At 65.7% G+C, this 18464-nt stretch carries 16 protein-coding genes and 1 other RNA gene; all 17 read left to right on the top strand.

The features are described from left to right. Positions 1-99 precede the first annotated feature (99 nt). The 17 genes from rsmI (at position 100) to ftsZ (ending at position 18382) form a co-directional block, all read left to right on the top strand. Positions 100-948 (top strand): 16S rRNA (cytidine(1402)-2'-O)-methyltransferase, encoded by an 849-nt coding sequence (gene rsmI, locus LE197_RS20855; protein WP_023108740.1) that lies wholly within the window; start codon positions 100-102, stop codon positions 946-948. Positions 949-988: 40 nt separating this feature from the next. Beyond that, positions 989-1338, top strand: an RNA gene (gene rnpB, locus LE197_RS20850) — RNase P RNA component class A. Between the two features lie 314 nt (positions 1339-1652). Next, positions 1653-2108: a division/cell wall cluster transcriptional repressor MraZ gene (gene mraZ / locus LE197_RS20845; RefSeq protein ID WP_003103101.1), complete on the top strand. Its 456-nt coding sequence runs from the start codon at positions 1653-1655 to the stop codon at positions 2106-2108. Between the two features lie 2 nt (positions 2109-2110). Further along, entirely contained in the window at positions 2111-3052 is a 942-nt protein-coding gene (gene rsmH, locus LE197_RS20840) for a 16S rRNA (cytosine(1402)-N(4))-methyltransferase RsmH (RefSeq protein ID WP_003134737.1), read from the top strand. After that, entirely contained in the window at positions 3049-3342 is a 294-nt protein-coding gene (gene ftsL, locus LE197_RS20835) for a cell division protein FtsL (protein WP_003094142.1), read from the top strand. The genes rsmH and ftsL overlap by 4 nt, the downstream gene beginning before the upstream one ends. Further along, positions 3339-5078, top strand: coding sequence for a peptidoglycan D,D-transpeptidase FtsI (ftsI, locus tag LE197_RS20830; RefSeq protein ID WP_003094139.1), 1740 nt, complete (start codon positions 3339-3341; stop codon positions 5076-5078). Before ftsL ends, ftsI begins: the two co-directional genes overlap by 4 nt. Beyond that, a complete protein-coding gene (locus LE197_RS20825) occupies positions 5078-6541 on the top strand; it encodes a UDP-N-acetylmuramoyl-L-alanyl-D-glutamate--2,6-diaminopimelate ligase (protein ID WP_023108739.1) in 1464 nt (487 codons plus the stop codon). Before ftsI ends, LE197_RS20825 begins: the two co-directional genes overlap by 1 nt. Continuing rightward, entirely contained in the window at positions 6534-7910 is a 1377-nt protein-coding gene (locus LE197_RS20820) for a UDP-N-acetylmuramoyl-tripeptide--D-alanyl-D-alanine ligase (RefSeq protein WP_003103103.1), read from the top strand. Before LE197_RS20825 ends, LE197_RS20820 begins: the two co-directional genes overlap by 8 nt. After that, a complete protein-coding gene (gene mraY / locus LE197_RS20815; protein ID WP_003094129.1) occupies positions 7910-8992 on the top strand; it encodes a phospho-N-acetylmuramoyl-pentapeptide-transferase in 1083 nt (360 codons plus the stop codon). The genes LE197_RS20820 and mraY overlap by 1 nt, the downstream gene beginning before the upstream one ends. 13 nt (positions 8993-9005) lie before the next feature. Then, the gene (murD, locus tag LE197_RS20810; RefSeq protein ID WP_003161468.1) at positions 9006-10352 is read left to right on the top strand and encodes a UDP-N-acetylmuramoyl-L-alanine--D-glutamate ligase; all 1347 of its coding nucleotides are present in this window, start codon (positions 9006-9008) and stop codon (positions 10350-10352) included. After that, positions 10352-11551 (top strand): putative lipid II flippase FtsW, encoded by a 1200-nt coding sequence (ftsW, locus tag LE197_RS20805; protein WP_003094125.1) that lies wholly within the window; start codon positions 10352-10354, stop codon positions 11549-11551. The genes murD and ftsW overlap by 1 nt, the downstream gene beginning before the upstream one ends. Beyond that, complete coding sequence (gene murG / locus LE197_RS20800; protein WP_003103107.1) at positions 11541-12614, top strand: undecaprenyldiphospho-muramoylpentapeptide beta-N-acetylglucosaminyltransferase; 1074 nt, start codon at positions 11541-11543, stop codon at positions 12612-12614. Before ftsW ends, murG begins: the two co-directional genes overlap by 11 nt. After that, positions 12607-14049, top strand: a complete 1443-nt coding sequence (gene murC / locus LE197_RS20795; protein WP_003094121.1) for a UDP-N-acetylmuramate--L-alanine ligase — start codon at positions 12607-12609, stop codon at positions 14047-14049. Before murG ends, murC begins: the two co-directional genes overlap by 8 nt. Continuing rightward, complete coding sequence (locus LE197_RS20790; protein ID WP_003103113.1) at positions 14046-15005, top strand: D-alanine--D-alanine ligase; 960 nt, start codon at positions 14046-14048, stop codon at positions 15003-15005. The genes murC and LE197_RS20790 overlap by 4 nt, the downstream gene beginning before the upstream one ends. Positions 15006-15008: 3 nt before the next feature. Continuing rightward, positions 15009-15872: a cell division protein FtsQ/DivIB gene (locus LE197_RS20785; protein WP_003094118.1), complete on the top strand. Its 864-nt coding sequence runs from the start codon at positions 15009-15011 to the stop codon at positions 15870-15872. A 21-nt stretch (positions 15873-15893) separates the two neighbouring features. Beyond that, positions 15894-17147 carry a cell division protein FtsA gene (ftsA, locus tag LE197_RS20780; protein WP_003094115.1) on the top strand — a complete coding sequence of 418 codons (1254 nt, stop codon included), beginning with the start codon at positions 15894-15896 and terminating at the stop codon, positions 17145-17147. Positions 17148-17197: 50 nt separating this feature from the next. After that, complete coding sequence (gene ftsZ / locus LE197_RS20775; RefSeq protein WP_003103118.1) at positions 17198-18382, top strand: cell division protein FtsZ; 1185 nt, start codon at positions 17198-17200, stop codon at positions 18380-18382. Positions 18383-18464: the final 82 nt, after the last annotated feature.

Below are 18464 nucleotides of genomic sequence, written 5' to 3'. Positions count from 1 at the left end.
AGAGTCGCCGATTGTACCGGAGGCCCGCCTCGGGTGCGATGGCGGCACCCTGAATCGCGATACAATGCCGCCTTTTCAGATAGCTCCCGAGGTATTTTCGTGTCAGCAGGCACTCTGTTCGTAGTGGCGACCCCGATCGGCAATCTCGACGACATCAGCCCGCGCGCCCTGCGGGTGCTGCGGGAGGTGGCCCTGGTGGCTGCGGAGGATACCCGCCATTCGATCCGGCTGTTCCAGCACTTCGGCATCGAGACGCCATTGGCGGCCTGCCACGAGCACAACGAGCGCGAGGAGGGCGGGCGCTTCATCTCCCGGCTGCAGGTTGGGGAGGACGTCGCGCTGATCTCGGACGCCGGTACCCCGCTGATTTCCGATCCCGGCTTCCACCTGGTGCGCCAGGCACAGGCGCTGGGTATCCGGGTGGTCCCGGTGCCGGGCTCCTGCGCGCTGATCGCGGCGCTGTCGGCGGCGGGATTGCCGTCGGACCGGTTCATCTTCGAAGGTTTCCTGCCCGCCAAGGCTGCGGGACGACGCAGCCGCCTCCAGGCGGTACAGGAAGAGCCGCGCACGCTGATTTTCTACGAGGCGCCCCATCGTCTGCTGGAAAGCCTGGCGGACATGCGCGACGTGTTCGGCGGGGAGCGCCGTGCGGTGCTGGCGCGGGAGCTGAGCAAGACCTTCGAGACCATTCGCAGCCTGCCGTTGGCCGAACTGCACGATTGGGTCGCGTCGGACAGCAACCAGCAGCGCGGCGAGTGCGTTGTGCTGGTGGCGGGGTGGCAGGCGCCGGAAGGCGAGGAGTCGATCGGTGCGGAGGCGCTCAGGGTGCTCGACCTGCTGCTTGCCGAGCTGCCGTTGAAGAAAGCCGCGGCGCTGGCGGCGGAAATTACCGGGGTGCGAAAAAACCTTTTGTATCAACAGGCTTTGCAACGCCAAGGGAAGAGTTGAGCTTGTTCTTCGCGCCTGCTCCCGCTAACCTTGTCGGCGGAGAGTCGATTGGACAGTCGCTGTCGCGCAATAGCGCGGTGGAGGAAAGTCCGGGCTCCATAGGGCAGAGTGCCAGGTAACGCCTGGGAGGCGCGAGCCTACGGAAAGTGCCACAGAAAATAACCGCCTAAGCGCAACAGCGCCGGTAAGGGTGAAAAGGTGCGGTAAGAGCGCACCGCACGGCTGGCAACAGTGCGTGGCTAGGTAAACCCCACTCGGAGCAAGACCAAATAGGAATCCATTGGCGCGGCCCGCGTTGGATTCGGGTAGGTCGCTTGAGGCGTACAGTGATGTGCGTCCCAGAGGAATGGCTGTCCTCGACAGAACCCGGCTTATAGATCGACTCTCCCACTTCTTCCCACTCTCTTCGCTTTTTCCCGGTTTTATCCGTCCGTCGCAAAAGCGAAAAGCCGCAACTCTTGATAAATCACTTTAAGTTCGAAGGCTAAGACTTTGGGCTTATTGTGTTTTGTCATCTCTTTTACTTCTAAAAGCGCTCCGCAACCTTCCAAAAGCACGCTAAATCTCCGTCCTGTAAGGATTTTTCACTTCTGACGCGCCTTGACGGTGGGGAGTGTGGATTTCTATAGTGTGCAGAAGTGGTATGAAGTGGGTAAAAGTGGGATCAATTGGCATGGAAAGCCAACCACAGGGGAAGCGCTGACGTGTTTCGCGGAGCTAATGCCATAAGTCTCGACGCCAAAGGGCGCCTCGCGATGCCGAGTCGGTATCGTGACGAGCTCGTTTCGCGTTGTGCCGGCCAGCTCATCGTCACTATCGACGCAGTCGACCCCTGCCTCACCGTTTACCCCTTGCCCGAATGGGAACTGATCGAAGCCAAGCTGCGCGAGCTGCCTTCTTTGCGAGAAGAAACGCGGCGCCTGCAGCGGCTGCTGATCGGTAATGCCGTCGATCTGGAACTGGACGGAAACGGGCGTTTCCTGATTCCGCCGCGCCTGCGCGAGTACGCCAAGCTGGACAAGCGGGCGATGCTGGTGGGGCAACTGAACAAGTTTCAGTTGTGGGATGAGGATGCCTGGAACGCCATGGCTGAAGCCGACCTGGCGGCAATCAAACAACCCGGTGGGCTGCCGGACGAACTACGCGACCTGATCCTTTGACTATGAATGCCACCTACCGCCATATCACCGTTCTGCTCGAGGAGGCCGTTTCCGCACTGGCCCCGCGGGAGGACGGCTGCTATCTGGACGGTACCTTCGGAAGAGGGGGCCATAGTCGAGCCTTGCTCGAGAAACTGGGCACCGGGGGGCGCCTGCTCGGATTCGACAAAGATCCCCAGGCCATCCAGACAGGAAAAGCATTGGCGGCCGAAGACGGCCGCTTCGTCATTGTGCAGCGCTCGTTCGCCGAACTGGGCGATGAGGTGCGCGCACGCGGTCTCGAAGGTCGGGTCGATGGCGTCCTGCTCGACCTTGGCGTGTCGTCGCCGCAACTCGACGATCCCGAGCGCGGCTTCAGCTTCCTCAACGATGGTCCGCTGGACATGCGCATGAATCCCGGCCAGGGCATCAGCGCAGCGGAGTTCATCGCCAACGCCACCGAAGAGGAAATCGCCCGGGTCTTCAAGGAATATGGCGAAGAGCGCTTCGCCAAGCGAATGGCCCGCGCCATCGTGCAGCGCCGTCAGGAGCGGCCGTTCGAACGGACCGCCGATCTGGCCGAAGTGATCACGGTTGCCAACCCCGCCTGGGAGAAGGGCAAGAATCCGGCGACCCGCGCATTCCAGGGCCTGCGCATCCATGTGAACAATGAATTGGGCGATCTCGAGCGCGGCCTTGACGCCGCGCTCGAATCGCTGGCCGTCGGCGGCCGCCTGGTGGTGATCAGTTTCCATTCCCTGGAAGACCGCATCGTCAAGCTGTTCATGCGCAAGCACGCCAAGGGCGAGGCGGACAACCTGCCGCGCGACCTGCCGATCCGCTCCAAGGTCTTCGAGCCGCGCCTGAAGCTGCTGGGCAAGCCGCAGTATGCTTCGGAAGAAGAACTCAAGGCCAACCCGCGCTCGCGCAGCGCGGTCATGCGCGTGGCGGAGAAGCTGAGATGAGCCGTCTCTTCGTCAAGCGCCTGCCTACCGGCAGCTTCCTCATGTTGCTGCTTTATATAGGTCTGTTGCTCTCGGCGATTGCCGTGGCCTACAGCACCTACTGGAACCGGCAACTGCTCAACTCGCTGTATTCCGAGCTGAGCGTGCGCGACAAGGCGCAGGCCGAGTGGGGCCGGTTGATTCTCGAGCAGAGCACCTGGACCGCTCATAGCCGTATCGAAAGCCTGGCGGTGGAACAGTTGCGCATGCGCGTTCCCGACCCGGCCGAGGTCAGGATGGTGGCGCCATGAAACTGAATTATTTCCAGGGCGCCCTCTACCCATGGCGGTTCTGCGTGATCGTCGGCCTGCTGCTGGCGATGGTCGGCGCCATCGTCTGGCGAATCGTCGACCTGCACGTGATCGACCATGACTTCCTCAAGGGCCAGGGCGACGCGCGTAGCGTGCGGCATATCGCTATCCCTGCGCACCGGGGCCTGATCACTGACCGCAACGGCGAACCGCTGGCGGTGAGCACCCCGGTCACCACCCTGTGGGCCAACCCCAAGGAGCTGATGACCGCCAAGGAACGCTGGCCGCAACTGGCGGCGGCGCTCGGGCAGGATACCAAGCTGTTCGCCGACCGCATCGAGCAGAACGCCGAGCGCGAGTTCATCTATCTGGTCCGTGGGCTGACCCCGGAGCAGGGCGAAGGCGTGATCGCCCTGAAGGTGCCCGGCGTGTACTCCATCGAGGAGTTTCGGCGTTTCTACCCGGCTGGCGAAGTGGTGGCCCATGCGGTCGGCTTCACCGATGTCGACGACCGCGGTCGCGAAGGTATCGAGCTGGCTTTCGACGAATGGCTGGCCGGCGTGCCGGGCAAGCGCCAGGTGCTCAAGGATCGCCGTGGCCGCGTGATCAAGGACGTGCAGGTCACCAAGAATGCCAAGCCGGGCAAGACCCTGGCGCTGTCCATCGACCTGCGCCTGCAGTACCTGGCTCATCGCGAACTGCGCAACGCTCTGCTGGAGAACGGCGCCAAGGCCGGCAGCCTGGTGATCATGGACGTGAAGACCGGGGAGATCCTGGCCATGACCAACCAGCCGACCTACAACCCGAACAATCGTCGTAACCTGCAGCCGGCGGCCATGCGCAACCGGGCGATGATCGACGTGTTCGAGCCGGGCTCGACGGTCAAACCGTTCTCGATGAGCGCGGCGCTGGCCAGCGGGCGTTGGAAACCCAGCGATATCGTCGACGTCTACCCGGGCACCCTGCAGATCGGCCGCTACACCATTCGCGACGTATCGCGCAATTCGCGGCAACTCGATCTCACCGGCATCCTGATCAAGTCGAGCAACGTCGGCATCAGCAAGATCGCCTTCGACATCGGCGCCGAATCCATCTACTCGGTCATGCAACAGGTCGGCCTCGGGCAGGACACGGGGTTGGGCTTCCCCGGCGAGCGCGTCGGCAACCTGCCCAACCACCGCAAGTGGCCGAAGGCGGAAACCGCGACCCTGGCCTACGGCTACGGTCTCTCGGTAACCGCGATCCAGTTGGCGCATGCCTATGCGGCCCTGGCCAACGACGGCAAGAGCGTGCCGCTGAGCATGACCCGAGTCGACCGCGTGCCGGATGGCGTGCAGGTGATCTCGCCTGAAGTGGCTTCCACCGTGCAGGGCATGCTGCAACAAGTGGTCGAGGCCCAGGGCGGGGTGTTCCGCGCCCAGGTGCCGGGTTACCACGCCGCCGGCAAGAGCGGGACCGCGCGCAAGGTCTCGGTCGGCACCAAGGGCTACCGGGAAAACGCCTATCGCTCGCTGTTCGCCGGTTTCGCCCCGGCCACCGATCCGCGCATCGCGATGGTCGTGGTGATCGACGAGCCGAGCAAGGCGGGCTACTTCGGCGGCCTGGTGTCGGCGCCGGTGTTCAGCAAGGTCATGGCTGGCGCGCTGCGCCTGATGAACGTGCCGCCGGATAACCTGCCGACGGCCACCGAACAGCAGCAGGTCAATGCTGCGCCCGCAAAAGGAGGGCGTGGCTGATGCCTATGAGCCTGAACCAACTGTTTCCCCAGGCCGAGCGCGATCTGCTGATCCGCGAGCTGACCCTGGATAGCCGCGGCGTTCGTCCGGGCGACCTGTTCCTGGCGGTGCCGGGCGGGCGCCAGGATGGTCGTGCGCACATCGCCGATGCCCTGGCCAAGGGCGCGGCTGCCGTGGCTTACGAGGCGGAAGGCGCCGGAGAGCTTCCGCCCAGCGATGCGCCGCTGATCGCGGTGAAGGGGCTGGCCGCGCAACTGTCGGCGGTCGCCGGGCGTTTCTACGGCGAGCCGAGCCGCGGGCTGGACCTGATCGGCGTCACCGGCACCAACGGCAAGACCAGCGTCAGCCAACTGGTGGCCCAGGCCCTGGATCTGCTCGGCGAGCGCTGCGGCATCGTCGGCACCCTCGGCACCGGTTTCTACGGCGCCCTGGAGAGCGGCCGGCACACCACGCCGGACCCGCTCGCGGTGCAGGCCACGCTGGCCACGCTGAAGCAGGCCGGCGCCCGCGCGGTAGCGATGGAAGTGTCTTCCCACGGCCTCGACCAGGGCCGCGTGGCGGCGCTCGGTTTCGATATCGCGGTGTTCACCAATCTGTCCCGCGACCACCTCGACTATCACGGTTCGATGGAAGCCTATGCCGCCGCCAAGGCCAAGCTGTTCGCCTGGCCGGGCCTGCGCTGCCGGGTGATCAACCTGGACGACGATTTCGGCCGTCGACTGGCCGGCGAGGAGCAGGACTCGGAGCTGATCACCTACAGCCTCACCGACAGCTCGGCGTTCCTCTATTGCCGCGAAGCGCGCTTCGGCGACGCCGGCATCGAGGCGGCGCTGGTCACTCCGCACGGCGAGGGCCTGCTGCGCAGCCCGTTGCTCGGCCGCTTCAACCTGAGCAACCTGCTGGCGGCGGTCGGTGCGTTGCTTGGCCTGGGTTATCCCCTGGGCGATATCCTCCGCACCTTGCCGCAACTGCAGGGGCCGGTCGGCCGCATGCAGCGCCTGGGAGGCGGCGACAAGCCGCTGGTGGTGGTGGACTACGCGCATACTCCCGACGCCCTGGAAAAAGTCCTGGAGGCCCTGCGTCCGCACGCGGCCGCGCGCCTGCTGTGTCTGTTCGGCTGCGGTGGCGATCGCGATGCCGGCAAGCGTCCGTTGATGGCTGCGATCGCCGAACGCCTGGCGGATGGGGTGCTGGTCACCGACGACAACCCGCGCACCGAGGCCAGTGCGGCGATCATCGCCGATATCCGCAAAGGCTTCGCTGCCGCTGACAAGGTTACCTTCCTGCCGTCGCGCGGTGAGGCGATCGCCCATCTGATCGCTTCCGCTGCGGTGGATGACGTGGTGCTCCTGGCCGGCAAGGGTCACGAGAATTATCAGGAGATCGACGGCGTACGCCATCCGTTCTCCGACATCGAGCAGGCCGAGCGCGCCCTGGCCGCCTGGGAGGTGCCGCATGCTTGAGCCTCTTCGCCTCAGCCAGTTGACGGTCGCGCTGGACGCCCGCCTGATCGGCGAGGACGCCGTCTTTTCGGCGGTTTCCACCGACAGTCGCGCCATCGGGCCCGGCCAACTGTTCATTGCCCTGAGTGGGCCGCGTTTCGACGGCCACGACTATCTCGCCGAGGTTGCCGCCAAGGGCGCGGTGGCTGCGCTGGTGGAGCGCGAAGTCGCCGACGCGCCCCTGCCGCAATTGCTGGTGCGCGATACCCGTGCGGCCCTGGGGCGACTGGGCGCGCTGAACCGGCGCAAGTTCACCGGCCCGCTGGCGGCCATGACGGGCTCCAGCGGCAAGACCACGGTCAAGGAGATGCTCGCCAGCATCCTGCGTACCCAGGCCGGCGATGCCGAGTCGGTGCTGGCTACCCGTGGCAATCTGAACAACGACCTCGGCGTACCGCTGACCCTGCTGCAACTGGCGCCGCAGCACCGTAGCGCAGTGATCGAACTGGGCGCCTCGCGCATCGGCGAGATCGCCTACACGGTCGAGCTGACCCGCCCGCACGTGGCGATCATCACCAATGCCGGAACCGCCCATGTCGGCGAGTTCGGCGGACCGGAGAAGATCGTCGAGGCGAAGGGCGAGATACTCGAAGGGCTGGCCGCCGACGGCACCGCCGTGCTGAACCTGGACGACAAGGCCTTCGACACCTGGAAGGCCCGTGCCAGCGGCCGTCCGTTGCTGACTTTCTCCCTCGACCGGCCCCAGGCCGATTTCCGCGCCGCCGATCTGCAGCGCGATGCGCGCGGCTGCATGGGCTTCAGGCTGCAGGGCGTAGCGGGTGAAGCGCAGGTCCAGCTCAACCTGCTGGGGCGGCACAATGTCGCCAATGCCCTGGCTGCCGCCGCTGCCGCCCATGCACTGGGCGTGCCGCTGGATGGGATCGTCGCCGGGCTGCAGGCGCTGCAGCCGGTCAAGGGCCGCGCGGTAGCGCAACTGACCGCCAGCGGGCTGCGTGTGATAGACGACAGCTACAACGCCAACCCCGCGTCAATGCTGGCGGCGATTGATATACTGAGCGGCTTTTCCGGGCGCACCGTCCTGGTCCTCGGAGACATGGGCGAACTCGGTTCCTGGGCCGAGCAGGCCCACCGCGAGGTGGGCGCCTACGCCGCTGGCAAGGTGTCCGCGCTCTATGCGGTCGGACCGCTGATGGCCCACGCCGTACAGGCGTTCGGCGCCACGGGCCGGCACTTCGCCGACCAGGCCAGCCTGATCGGGGCGCTGGCCACCGAACAACCGACAACCACCATTTTGATCAAGGGTTCCCGCAGTGCGGCGATGGACAAAGTCGTCGCGGCGCTGTGCGGTTCCTCCGAGGAGAGTCACTAATGCTCCTGCTGCTGGCCGAATACCTGCAACAGTTCTACAAGGGCTTCGGCGTCTTCCAGTACCTGACCCTGCGCGGCATTCTCAGCGTGCTCACCGCGCTGTCGCTGTCGCTGTGGCTGGGGCCCTGGATGATCCGTACCTTGCAGATCCGCCAGATCGGCCAGGCCGTGCGCAACGACGGTCCGCAGTCGCACCTGTCGAAGAAGGGCACCCCGACCATGGGCGGCGCCCTGATCCTTACCGCCATAGCCATCAGCACGCTGCTGTGGGCGGATCTTTCCAACCGCTACGTGTGGGTAGTGCTGGTCGTTACCCTGCTGTTCGGTGCCATCGGCTGGGTGGACGACTACCGCAAGGTGATCGAGAAGAACTCCCGTGGCCTGCCGAGCCGCTGGAAGTACTTCTGGCAGTCGGTGTTCGGCATCGGCGCCGCCGTGTTCCTCTACATGACTGCCGAAACCCCGATCGAGACCACCCTGATCGTGCCGATGCTGAAGAGCGTCGAGATCCAGTTGGGCATCTTCTTCGTGGTCCTGACCTACTTCGTCATCGTCGGCTCGAGCAATGCGGTGAACCTCACCGACGGTCTCGACGGCCTGGCGATCATGCCGACGGTAATGGTTGCCGGCGCGCTGGGCATCTTCTGCTACCTGTCGGGCAACGTGAAGTTCGCCGAGTACCTGCTGATTCCCAACGTACCGGGCGCCGGCGAGCTGATCGTGTTCTGCGCCGCGCTGGTCGGCGCCGGCCTCGGCTTCCTCTGGTTCAACACCTATCCGGCGCAGGTCTTCATGGGCGACGTCGGCGCGCTGGCGCTGGGCGCCGCGCTGGGCACCATCGCGGTGATCGTGCGCCAGGAGATCGTGCTGTTCATCATGGGTGGGGTGTTCGTCATGGAAACCCTCTCGGTGATGATCCAGGTCGCTTCCTTCAAGCTGACCGGACGCCGCGTCTTCCGTATGGCGCCGATCCATCACCATTTCGAACTGAAAGGCTGGCCGGAGCCGCGCGTGATCGTGCGCTTCTGGATCATCACCGTGATCCTGGTGCTGATCGGCCTCGCCACCTTGAAGCTGCGTTGAGGACGAAGAGAGCATGAGCCTGATCGCCTCCGACCACTTCCGCATCGTTGTCGGCCTCGGCAAGAGCGGCATGTCCCTGGTGCGCTACCTGGCGCGCCGCGGCTTGCCTTTCGCCGTGGTCGATACCCGAGAGAACCCGCCGGAGCTGGCCACCCTGCGTGCCCAGTATCCGCAGGTGGAAGTGCGTTGCGGCGAACTCGACGCCGAGTTCCTCTGCTCCGCCCGCGAACTCTATGTCAGCCCCGGCTTGTCGCTGCGCACCCCTGCGCTGGTACAGGCCGCCGCGAAAGGCGTGCGCATCTCCGGTGACATCGATCTCTTCGCCCGCGAGGCGAAGGCCCCGATCGTCGCCATCACCGGTTCCAACGCGAAGAGCACCGTGACCACCCTGGTGGGCGAAATGGCGGTGGCCGCGGACAAGCGTGTCGCCGTCGGCGGCAACCTCGGCACCCCGGCGCTCGACCTGCTGGCCGACGACATCGAGCTGTACGTGCTGGAGCTGTCGAGCTTCCAGCTGGAAACCTGCGATCGCCTCAACGCCGAGGTGGCGACCGTGCTGAACGTCAGCGAAGACCATATGGATCGCTACGACGGCATGGCTGACTACCACCTGGCCAAGCACCGGATCTTCCGCGGTGCCCGCCAGGTCGTGGTGAATCGCGCCGATGCCCTGACCCGACCGCTGATCGCCGATACCGTGCCGTGCTGGTCGTTCGGCCTGAACAAGCCGGACTTCAAGGCTTTCGGCCTGATCGAGGAAGACGGCCAGAAGTGGCTGGCGTTCCAGTTCGACAAGCTGCTGCCGGTTGGCGAACTGAAGATCCGTGGCGCCCACAACTATTCCAACGCGCTCGCCGCGCTGGCGCTGGGCCATGCGGTCGGCCTGCCGTTCGACGCCATGCTCGGCGCGCTGAAGGCGTTTTCCGGCCTGGCTCATCGCTGCCAGTGGGTACGCGAGCGGCAGGGCGTGAGCTACTACGACGATTCCAAGGCCACCAACGTCGGCGCCGCCCTGGCGGCGATCGAGGGGCTGGGTGCCGACATCGACGGCAAGCTGGTGCTGCTCGCCGGCGGAGACGGCAAGGGCGCCGATTTCCATGACCTGCGCGAGCCGGTCGCGCGCTTCTGCCGGGCGGTGGTACTGCTTGGCCGTGACGCCGAGCTGATTGCCCAGGCACTGGGCAACGCGGTACCGCTGGTGCGCGTCGCAACGCTGGACGAAGCAGTCCGGCAGGCCGCCGAGCTGGCCCGCGAAGGCGATGCGGTGCTGTTGTCGCCGGCCTGCGCGAGCCTGGACATGTTCAAGAACTTCGAAGAACGCGGACGCCTGTTCGCCAAAGCCGTAGAGGAGCTAGCGTGATGCTGTCGGTGTTGCGCCCCTTCCCGTCGCCGCTGTTGAGCCGGCACGGCATCGACCTGGACTTCCCGCTGCTGGCGGGTTGCCTGGCGCTGCTCGGCCTCGGCCTGGTGATGGTGACTTCCGCCTCTTCCGAGGTGGCGGCGGCGCAGTCGGGCAACCCGCTGTACTTCTCCGTCCGTCACCTGATCTACCTGGTGATCGGCCTGATTTCCTGCGGCCTGACCATGATGGTCCCGATGGCCACCTGGCAGCGTTGGGGCTGGAAGCTGTTGCTGGTCGCCTTCGGCCTGCTGGTGCTGGTGATCACCCCCGGTATCGGCCGCGAGGTGAACGGCTCGATGCGCTGGATCGGCTTCGGCCTGTTCAACATCCAGCCTTCGGAGATCGCCAAGGTCTGCGTGGTGATCTTCATGGCCGGCTACCTGATCCGCCGCCAGCAGGAGGTCCGGGAAAGCTGGATGGGCTTCTTCAAGCCCTTCGTGGTGTTGCTGCCGATGGCCGGCCTGCTGCTGCGCGAGCCGGACTTCGGCGCCACCGTGGTAATGATGGGCGCTGCCGCGGCCATGCTGTTCCTCGGCGGGGTGGGGCTGTTCCGCTTCGGCCTGATGGTGCTGCTGGCGGTCGGCGCGGTGGTCCTGCTGATCCAGACCCAGCCCTACCGGATGGCACGCCTGACCAACTTCACCGACCCCTGGGCCGACCAGTTCGGCGCCGGCTATCAGTTGAGCCAGGCGCTGATCGCCTTCGGCCGCGGCGGCTGGTTGGGCATGGGACTGGGCAACAGCATCCAGAAGCAGTTCTACCTGCCGGAGGCGCACACCGATTTCGTCTTCGCCGTGCTTGCAGAGGAGCTGGGCATCGTCGGCGCCCTGGCGACCGTCGCCCTGTTCGTGTTCGTCAGCCTGCGCGCGCTGTACATCGGCATCTGGGCCGAGCAGGCCAAGCAGTTCTTCTCCGCCTACGTGGCCTACGGCCTGGCCTTCCTCTGGATCGGCCAGTTCCTGATCAACATCGGGGTGAACGTCGGCCTGCTGCCGACCAAGGGCCTGACCCTGCCGTTCCTCAGCTACGGCGGCAGTTCGCTGGTGATCTGCTGTGCCTGTCTGGGGATGTTGCTGCGCATCGAATGGGAACGGCGAACCCACCTGGGTAGCGAGGAATATGAGTTCAACGAAGAGGACTTTGCCGATGAAAGGTAATGTCCTGATCATGGCGGGTGGCACCGGCGGACACGTGTTCCCGGCGCTCGCCTGTGCGCGGGAGTTCCAGGCGCGCGGCTATGCCGTGCACTGGCTGGGGACGCCGCGCGGCATCGAGAATGACCTGGTACCCAAGGCCGGCCTGCCGTTGCACCTGATTCAGGTCAGCGGGCTGCGCGGCAAGGGCCTGAAGTCGCTGGTCAAGGCGCCGCTGGAACTGCTCAAGTCGCTGTTCCAGGCGCTGCGGGTGATCCGCCAGCTGAGGCCGGTCTGCGTGCTCGGCCTGGGTGGCTATGTCACCGGCCCGGGCGGCCTGGCTGCGCGCCTCAACGGCGTGCCGCTGGTGATCCACGAGCAGAACGCCGTGGCCGGCACCGCCAACCGCAGCCTGGCGCCGATCGCCAGGCGCGTCTGCGAGGCATTCCCGGATACCTTCCCGGCCAGTGACAAGCGTCTGACCACCGGCAATCCGGTGCGCGGCGAGCTGTTCCTCGACGCGCACGCCCGCGCGCCGCTGACCGGCCGTCGGGTCAATCTGCTGGTGCTCGGCGGCAGCCTTGGCGCGGAACCGCTGAACAAGCTGTTGCCAGAGGCCCTGGCGCAGGTGCCGCTGGAAATCCGTCCGGCAATCCGCCATCAGGCCGGTCGTCAGCATGCCGAGATTACCGCCGAGCGTTATCGCACAGTGGCGGTCGAAGCGGACGTCGCGCCCTTCATCAGCGACATGGCCGCGGCCTATGCCTGGGCCGACCTGGTGATCTGTCGCGCCGGCGCGCTGACCGTCAGCGAGCTGACGGCGGCGGGATTGCCCGCCTTCCTGGTGCCGTTGCCTCACGCGATCGACGATCACCAGACCCGCAATGCCGAATTCCTGGTACGCAGCGGCGCCGGCCGCCTGCTGCCGCAAAAGTCTACCGGCGCGGCCGAACTGGCCGCGCAGCTGTCCGAGGTCCTGATGCATCCCGAAACCCTGCGCTCCATGGCAGACCAGGCACGCAGCCTGGCGAAACCCGAGGCTACCCGGACGGTGGTCGATGCCTGCCTGGAGGTGGCCCGTGGTTAAAGAACCGAATGGCGTCACCCGGACCATGCGCCGTATCCGCCGCATCCATTTCGTCGGCATCGGCGGCGCCGGTATGTGCGGGATCGCCGAAGTGCTGCTGAACCTCGGCTACGAGGTATCCGGCTCGGACCTCAAGGCCTCGGCGGTGACCGAGCGCCTGGAGAAGTTCGGCGCGCAGATCTTCATCGGCCACCAGGCGGAAAACGCCGACGGCGCCGACGTGCTGGTGGTGTCCAGTGCCATCAACCGGGCCAACCCGGAAGTGGCATCGGCCCTGGAACGGCGGATTCCGGTGGTGCCGCGTGCGGAGATGCTCGCCGAGCTGATGCGCTACCGGCACGGCATCGCGGTAGCCGGCACCCACGGCAAGACCACCACTACCAGCCTGATCGCCTCGGTGTTCGCCGCCGGCGGCCTGGACCCGACCTTCGTCATCGGCGGCCGGCTGAACGCCGCCGGGACCAACGCCCAGCTCGGCGCCAGCCGCTACCTGGTGGCCGAGGCCGACGAGAGCGACGCCAGCTTCCTGCACCTGCAACCGATGGTCGCGGTGGTCACCAATATCGACGCCGACCACATGGCGACCTACGGCGGCGACTTCAACAAGCTGAAGAAGACCTTCGTCGAGTTCCTCCACAACCTGCCGTTCTACGGACTGGCGGTGATGTGCGTGGATGATCCGGTTGTGCGTGAGATCCTCCCGCAGATCGCCCGCCCGACCGTGACCTACGGCCTCAGCGAAGACGCCGACGTGCGCGCGATCAACATCCGCCAGGAAGGCATGCGCACCTGGTTCACCGTGTTGCGCCCGGAGCGCGAGCCGCTGGACGTCTCGGTGAACATGCCCGGCCTGCACAACGTGCTGAATTCCCTGGCGACCATCGTCATCGCTACCGACGAGGGCATCTCCGACGAAGCCATCGTCCAGGGGCTGTCCGGCTTCCAGGGCGTAGGCCGGCGCTTCCAGGTCTACGGCGAGCTGCAGGTCGAGGGTGGCAGCGTGATGCTGGTGGACGACTACGGCCACCATCCGCGCGAAGTCGCCGCGGTGATCAAGGCGATCCGTGGCGGTTGGCCGGAGCGTCGCCTGGTGATGGTCTACCAGCCGCATCGCTATACCCGTACCCGCGACCTGTACGAAGACTTCGTGCAGGTGCTGGGCGAAGCCAACGTGCTGCTGTTGATGGAGGTCTATCCGGCCGGCGAAGAGCCGATCCCGGGAGCCGACAGCCGCCAGCTGTGCCACAGCATCCGCCAGCGCGGCCAGCTCGACCCGATCTACTTCGAGCGCGACGCCGACCTGGCGCCGCTGGTCAAGCCGCTGCTGCGCGCTGGCGACATCCTGCTTTGCCAGGGCGCTGGCGATGTCGGCGGCCTGGCCCCGCAACTGATCAAGAACCCGCTGTTCGCCGGCAAGGGAGGGAAGGGCGCATGAACCTTTGCCTCGATAGCCTGCTGAACGGCACCCAGGATCCCAAGGCGTTCGGCCGTGTCGCCGTGCTGTTCGGTGGCAAGAGCGCCGAGCGCGAGGTGTCGCTGAAGTCCGGCGCGATGGTCCTGCAATCCCTGCTGGCCGCCGGGGTCGATGCCTTCGGCATCGATGTCGGCGAAGACCTGCTGCAACGCCTGGTCGAGGAGAAGATCGACCGTGCCTTCATCATTCTCCACGGTCGTGGCGGCGAGGATGGCAGCATGCAGGGCCTGCTCGAGTGCGCGGGCATTCCCTACACCGGCAGCGGCGTGCTGGCCTCGGCGCTGGCGATGGACAAGCTGCGGACCAAGCGGGTCTGGCTCAGCCTCGGCCTGCCGACCCCGGACTACGCGGTGCTGGCCAGCGAGGATGACTGCCGCGAAGCGGCGCAGCGACTGGGTTTCCCGCTGATCGTCAAGCCGGCTCACGAAGGCTCGAGCATCGGCATGGCCAAGGTCGGCGGGCTCGACGAATTGATCGCGGCGTGGCGCGAAGCGGCCCGCTACGACTCGCAGGTGCTGGTCGAGCAGTGGATCAGCGGCCCGGAATTCACCGTGGCGACCTTGCGCGGGCAGGTGCTGCCGGCGATCCGCCTGGGCACGCCGCACACCTTCTACGACTACGACGCCAAGTACCTGGCCAGCGATACCCGCTACCAGGTGCCCTGCGGTCTCGACGAGGCCAAGGAACGCGAGCTGAAGGAACTTACCGCGCGCGCCTGCGACGCCCTGGGCATCCAGGGCTGGGGGCGGGCGGACGTGATGCAGGACGCCGAAGGGCGTTTCTGGCTGCTTGAAGTTAACACCGCACCGGGCATGACCGACCACAGCCTGGTGCCTATGGCCGCGCGGGCCGCCGGCCTGGATTTCCAGCAACTGGTGCTGGCGATCCTGGCCGATAGCCGCGAGGCGAGGGGATAAGCCATGAATGGCGTACTGCTCCGTCATCAGCAACCCGGTGGACTTGGCCGCGCTCCGCGCAAGCCGATGCCGCGCGGCGCCAGCCGTCTGGTGGCCAAGGAACCGCTGAGCGTGCGCCTGCCGAAAGCCGACTTCAGTTTCCTCAAGTACCTGGCCTGGCCGCTGTTGCTGGCCGTTCTCGGCTATGGCGCCTATCGCGGCGCCGAGTACATCCTGCCGTACGCCGACCGGCCGATCGCCAAGGTCAGTGTCGAGGGCGACCTCAGCTACATCAGCCAGCGCGCGGTGCAGCAGCGGATCTCCCCGTACCTGGCGGCGAGCTTCTTCACCATCGACCTGGCGGGCATGCGCGGGCAACTGGAACAGATGCCCTGGATCGCCCACGCCGAGGTGCGCCGGGTGTGGCCGGACCAGGTGGTGATCCGCCTGGACGAGCAACTGCCGATCGCGCGGTGGGGCGACGAAGCGCTGCTGAACAACCAGGGACAGGCTTTTACGCCAAAGGAACTGGCGAATTATGAACATCTGCCCCGCTTGCATGGTCCACAGCGGGCGCAACAGCAGGTGATGCAGCAATACCAGTTGCTCAGCCAGTTGCTGCGTCCCCTCGGGTTCTCCATCGCCCGCCTGGAAATGAGCGATCGCGGCGGTTGGGCGCTGACCACGGCCCAGGGCGTCGAGATCCAGATCGGGCGCGACCACGTGGTAGACAAGATTCGCCGCTTCGTAAGCATCTACGACAAGGCACTCAAAGATCAGATTTCGAACATTGCGCGGATCGACCTGCGTTACCCCAACGGCCTCGCCGTTGCGTGGCGCGAGCCGGTCACGCCCGCGACGGTGGCCACGGCCAGCGCCGTGCAGTGAGTTGAGGAGACAGTAATAACCATGGCAAGCGTGCAGAGCGGCAAGATGATCGTCGGCCTCGACATCGGTACCTCCAAGGTGGTGGCGCTGGTGGGCGAGGTGACGGCCGATGGCCAGCTGGAGGTCGTTGGCATCGGTACTCATCCGTCCCGCGGCCTGAAGAAGGGCGTGGTGGTGAACATCGAGTCCACCGTGCAGTCGATCCAGCGCGCCATCGACGAGGCCCAGCAGATGGCCGGTTGCCGTATCCACTCGGCGTTCGTCGGCATCGCCGGCAACCACATCCGCAGCCTCAATTCCCACGGCATCGTGGCGATCCGCGATCGCGAGGTGAACCCGGCGGATATCGAACGGGTACTGGATGCCGCCCAGGCGGTGGCGATCCCGGCGGACCAGCGGGTGCTGCATACCCTGGCCCAGGATTACGTGATCGATAACCAGGAAGGCGTGCGCGAGCCGCTGGGCATGTCCGGGGTGCGCCTGGAAGCCAAGGTGCACGTGGTGACCTGCGCGGTGAATGCCTCGCAGAACATCGAGAAGTGCGTGCGCCGCTGCGGCCTCGAGGTCGACGACATCATCCTCGAGCAGTTGGCCTCGGCCTATTCGGTGCTGACCGAGGACGAGAAGGAACTGGGCGTGTGCCTGGTGGATATCGGCGGCGGCACCACCGATATCGCGATCTTCACCGAAGGCGCGATCCGCCATACCGCGGTGATCCCGATCGCCGGCGACCAGGTCACCAATGACATCGCCATGGCCCTGCGGACGCCGACCCAGTACGCGGAAGAGATCAAGATCCGCTACGCCTGCGCCCTGGCCAAGCTGGCCGGTGCCGGCGAGACCATCAAGGTGCCCAGCGTCGGCGACCGGCCGCCGCGCGAACTGTCGCGCCAGGCCCTGGCCGAAGTGGTCGAGCCTCGTTACGACGAGCTGTTCACCCTGGTCCAGGCCGAGCTGCGCCGCAGCGGCTACGAGGACCTGATCCCGGCCGGGATCGTCCTCACCGGCGGCACCTCGAAGATGGAAGGCGCGGTCGAGCTGGCCGAGGAAATCTTCCACATGCCGGTACGCCTCGGCGTGCCGTATAGCGTGAAGGGCCTCACCGACGTGGTGCGCAACCCGATCTATTCGACGGGCGTCGGCCTGCTGATGTACGGACTGCAGAAGCAGTCCGATGGCATGTCGATGTCTGTGTCAGGCAGCAGCTACAGCAGCGACGAACCCAAGGCACCTGTCCTGGAGCGGCTCAAACGCTGGGTCCAGGGCAATTTCTGATTCAACGCGGTAACAGTAGGCGACAAAACTAGAAAGGAAGGAGAGGGGAAATGTTTGAACTGGTCGATAACATCGCACAAACCGCCGTCATAAAAGTGATCGGTGTAGGTGGTGGTGGCGGCAACGCCGTCAATCACATGGCCAAGAACAACGTCGAGGGCGTCGAGTTCATCTGCGCCAACACCGACGCACAAGCGCTGAAGAACATCGCGGCGCGCACCGTTCTGCAACTCGGCCCGGGCGTCACCAAGGGGCTGGGTGCCGGCGCCAATCCGGAAGTCGGTCGTCAGGCGGCTCTGGAAGATCGCGAGCGCATTTCCGAAGTGCTGGAAGGTGCCGACATGGTCTTCATCACCACCGGCATGGGTGGCGGCACCGGTACCGGCGCCGCGCCGATCATCGCCGAAGTGGCGAAGGAAATGGGCATCCTCACCGTCGCGGTGGTGACCCGTCCGTTCCCGTTCGAAGGTCGCAAGCGCATGCAGATCGCCGACGAGGGCATCCGCGCGCTGGCCGAGAGCGTCGATTCGCTGATCACCATCCCGAACGAGAAGCTGCTGACCATCCTCGGCAAGGACGCCAGCCTGCTGGCCGCCTTCGCCAAGGCCGATGACGTGCTGGCCGGTGCCGTGCGCGGTATCTCCGACATCATCAAGCGTCCGGGCATGATCAACGTCGACTTCGCCGACGTGAAGACCGTCATGAGCGAAATGGGCATGGCGATGATGGGTACCGGCTGCGCCAGCGGTCCGAACCGTGCCCGCGAGGCCACCGAGGCGGCAATCCGCAACCCGCTGCTGGAAGACGTCAACCTGCAGGGCGCGCGCGGCATCCTGGTGAACATCACCGCGGGTCCGGACCTGTCCCTGGGCGAGTACTCCGATGTCGGCAACATCATCGAACAGTTCGCTTCCGAGCACGCCACTGTGAAGGTGGGCACCGTGATCGACGCGGACATGCGCGATGAACTGCACGTCACCGTAGTCGCCACCGGCCTGGGCGCGCGCCTGGAGAAGCCGGTGAAGGTCGTCGACAACACCGTGCAGGGCAGTGCAACCCAGGCAGCCGCTCCGGCCCAGCGCGAGCAGCAGTCGGTGAACTACCGCGACCTCGACCGTCCTACCGTGATGCGCAACCAGTCTCACGGCAGCGCGGCGACCGCGGCCAAGCTGAACCCGCAGGATGACCTGGATTACCTGGATATCCCGGCGTTCCTGCGTCGTCAGGCCGATTGAAGTAATTAATCAGGAGTAGAGATGTGATTGGTGTTCAGCAAAGGCCGGTTCTGCTATCATCGCCGGCCATTGTTGAAAACAG

Source organism: Pseudomonas sp. PS1(2021) (assembly GCF_020405165.1).
Classification (GTDB): domain Bacteria; phylum Pseudomonadota; class Gammaproteobacteria; order Pseudomonadales; family Pseudomonadaceae; genus Pseudomonas; species Pseudomonas aeruginosa.
The sequence above is the reverse complement of the archived record's forward strand: the minus strand, read 5'-3'. Positions and strand labels throughout refer to the sequence as shown.